Origin of the sequence: Segatella paludivivens DSM 17968 = JCM 13650 (genome assembly GCF_000373185.1) — a bacterium.
In the GTDB taxonomy this organism is placed as follows: domain Bacteria; phylum Bacteroidota; class Bacteroidia; order Bacteroidales; family Bacteroidaceae; genus Prevotella; species Prevotella paludivivens.
This window is the reverse complement of the sequence record NZ_KB890670.1, coordinates 1-3,136: the sequence shown is the minus strand read 5'-3', so window position 1 is coordinate 3,136 and position 3,136 is coordinate 1. Positions and strand designations below refer to the sequence as shown.

3 protein-coding genes are annotated in these 3,136 nt (G+C 45.4%); all 3 read right to left on the bottom strand.

The window, feature by feature from the left end:
• Positions 1-274 precede the first annotated feature (274 nt).
• Positions 275-481 carry a four helix bundle protein gene (locus B045_RS14605; protein WP_018464306.1) on the bottom strand — a complete coding sequence of 69 codons (207 nt, stop codon included), beginning with the start codon at positions 479-481 and terminating at the stop codon, positions 275-277.
• Between the two features lie 95 nt (positions 482-576).
• Entirely contained in the window at positions 577-2,208 is a 1,632-nt protein-coding gene (locus B045_RS0110980) for a DUF4906 domain-containing protein (RefSeq protein WP_018464305.1), read from the bottom strand.
• A gap of 182 nt (positions 2,209-2,390) precedes the next feature.
• Positions 2,391-3,035 (bottom strand): FimB/Mfa2 family fimbrial subunit, encoded by a 645-nt coding sequence (locus tag B045_RS15875; RefSeq protein ID WP_025884453.1) that lies wholly within the window; start codon positions 3,033-3,035, stop codon positions 2,391-2,393.
• Positions 3,036-3,136: the final 101 nt, after the last annotated feature.

Below are 3,136 nucleotides of genomic sequence, written 5' to 3'. Positions count from 1 at the left end.
ATCCAACAGTATTTCTCTGCGAGAAACTGCGGGCTCTTTAAAAAAGAGCCCCCACACTCACGTGTGAAGGCTCTCAAATACATCCCCACTGGGATGTACTCTTCTTAGACGAAATTGCCTTAGAAGAAAATGAATAGAACTAACTATTCATTAAATTATAGTGATAATTATTAGACGCCTTCGGTTCTCACGAATCTTTTTCTTCATGATGCAGCGATTGCTGCATCATTGACAGGCATCCGAATTGAGTTATATCTTTTTTTGTTCAATGCGATTACGCATCGTTGTTATATTTAATTAGAAGTTCAATCATCATGCTTATTTTCATCATTTCTATTTGCTCTATATCCAGATTGATATTCACCATTTTTTCGCCAACCGTATAACGGTAGAAGCGTGGATAACATTTAGTTTTTTCGATTGTTAAACTCAATAACTTCATTATATCACGATAGATCGGTAATTCATGAGATAATGCCATAAAGAATTATTTTTTAAAAGTTGCGGCCGCCACAGGCGGTTTTTTAAGTTGCGGTATACACATAAATATATATTTATATTAAAATAGATAAATAGTTAAAAAGCGAGGACGGCCCGAACATAGTAGTACGTGTACTTACCGTTGTAGCTCAAGCCGACGTACGACGGGCCGAAGAAAACTATCGCAGCGTTGTTAGGAGAATACTCTGAGGCAGACCAATAGTAAGTGCTTGAAGTTAATGCTTGCCCACCAACAGCTGCGTTTATAGCTGCATTTACATTCGTGGTTGCTGTACTGCCATTGTAAAGAGCACCATTTCCAGAAGTACCCGCCTGCATACCGGTCAAATTTACCTTACCAAGATTAGCAGCCACATCCCACCATTGACCTATACTTGGAAGATACCAACCACTATTAGTAAAGCCTGAAACGTTTACATTGTAATTATTGGCTACCTGCCATGCGGAATAACTGCCGTTGCTTTTATTGTAACCTTTCGTAACCGTACCATAATAGCCAGCATTAATATCATTATAATAGGCTGAAAATGTTTGAACTTTAGTTAGACCTGCATCTAGTCCATAAGGGCCCCAAGTAGTTCCTGTACTAGCATCAGTTAGTGCCAAAGCATAGCCATGGGTATAGCCAGCACTATATTCGGCTGAGCTTAACTGATTAGAGAATACGATACCGACTACTGTTGTACCGGCAGGTGGTGTACCTGACGTACCTGTTGTACCATTACTATATAGATAGTTACCTATCGTAGCGGTACCTGTTACAGAACCTGAACGAGTGCCTTGACCTGTTGCCTGATAGGTTACTCGTGCATCCCCATTACCACCATTTGCACCAAGGGTAATCGTGCAATTATAGTTCAGATTGCGATAGACGTTGAAGTTGGTAAGGTCTGTTGCGGGAGTAGCCGCATTAGTCATGCCGCCAAGATACACTCTGTAAGTAGAGGCCCAAATGCTGCTCTTGGCATTAATCAGAAGGTAGCTGGCGCTGGCTGAAGCTGAAACAGGAACGTTGCTGCTGTTGCGAAGTGCCTCACTAGTGGCATTACTGTTGCTACCGCAAAGATTCTCATATACATAATAGGTCTTGGATAAGTCTGTAGTCTGGCTCAAACCACTCACGGCTGTGAAGTTGCCATAGCTACTTGCTCCTGCTGGAGGACCTACTACAGTAGAAGCAGAGACCGGAACATGGCTATCAGTGATGTAGCTGCTCAGAGGAACGTTACAGAGTTGATAACCCGTAATAGTCACACCGCTGTTTGGCTTGATGGTGAAGCTGAACTTGCCACACTGATGGTATAAAGAAATAGAGAACTGATTCGCTCCACCTGTTGTGATATCGGCAGATGCCTTACCTATCATCAGTGCTCCTGTACTGCCAGCTGTGCTGCCGCTGGACTCCAGCGCATCAGCACTGGCTATCGTGGTATATAGGGTATTGAGCTTTGAGATTGTATTCACACCCGCAAAATAGCTTGATGAACCAGTATTGGCAATCGCATAGATCGTGCATCCTGTAGCTGAACGCGCTGTTACAGGCACAGAAACAGTACCCGCTGATATCGAAGACAGATACTGGCTACCTATCAAAGAGCCACTTGCATCGAAGATCAACACGGTGATATCGCTCACGATATTCTCATTGGCCGAAGTGATGGCGCGCGTCTGGTTGCCGTCACTGATGCAGAAACTAAGCTTCACCATCGTTGTGTCTCCGCTATTCTGTGAAGTCGACGTGATATCGTCGCCTGCACAGGATGAAAGGAAGAGACACAGAGACAGTAGCAGTACTGGAACTGAAAGGGAATATAGAGTGTGAAATCTGTTCATTGCGTTTATTTGCTTTACGGTGAGAAATGTATTGGATTACAAAACCACTTTATGATCTAGTAGAAGATGGTGCCATTGTTTACATCGCTCCAAGGCATCACATTGATATTAACACCCATCTTACCCACATCTACAACGATGGTCTTGTCGTCTTCAGGCGAAAGGGTAATCGGGGCTCCTGAGGAGTCAGTGGTGCTTTTGAATATCGGATTGTCGTTTTTGTAAAGGGTGAAAGTAACGTTCTCGCCATTAGCCGTGGGAAGGGCATTGATGATGTCTGTAGAGAACACGCCATCGCTGTTGAAGCCTCCATGTGGCTCATAGACTACGCTGTCGCCCTTAATGCTACCGTCGAAGGCCAAGGCACTGCGGAAGCCTTGAAGCTTTACAGTGTAGTTGCCTGCACCCATCTGACTGAGAAGATTACGGATCACGATATGGATGCGCACATTCTTGTTCGTCATCGTGAGGGTGGCAAAGCTGGAGTCGCGAAGCGCATCACCGGGCGTATAGCTGAAGTCACCATAGCAGATATAGCTCATCGGCGTGATCTCGGTGATGGCATCAGTTGCTCTTGTAGCAGAGCGGGAGTCACCGAGACGGCGAAGCCTTGCGCAGATGCTGCCAAGGGAATCGCCCAAAACGGGAGGAACGAGCTGAACGCTGTCGCCACTGCCTAAACCCACTGCAACAAGACGCATCCTCTGGCGGTTGTCGAAGCAGAGATAGTAACGACCGTCCGGCTCCCTGGATACCTCATGGGAGTAGCGACCACCGATGAACATATAGGCATGTACGCTAC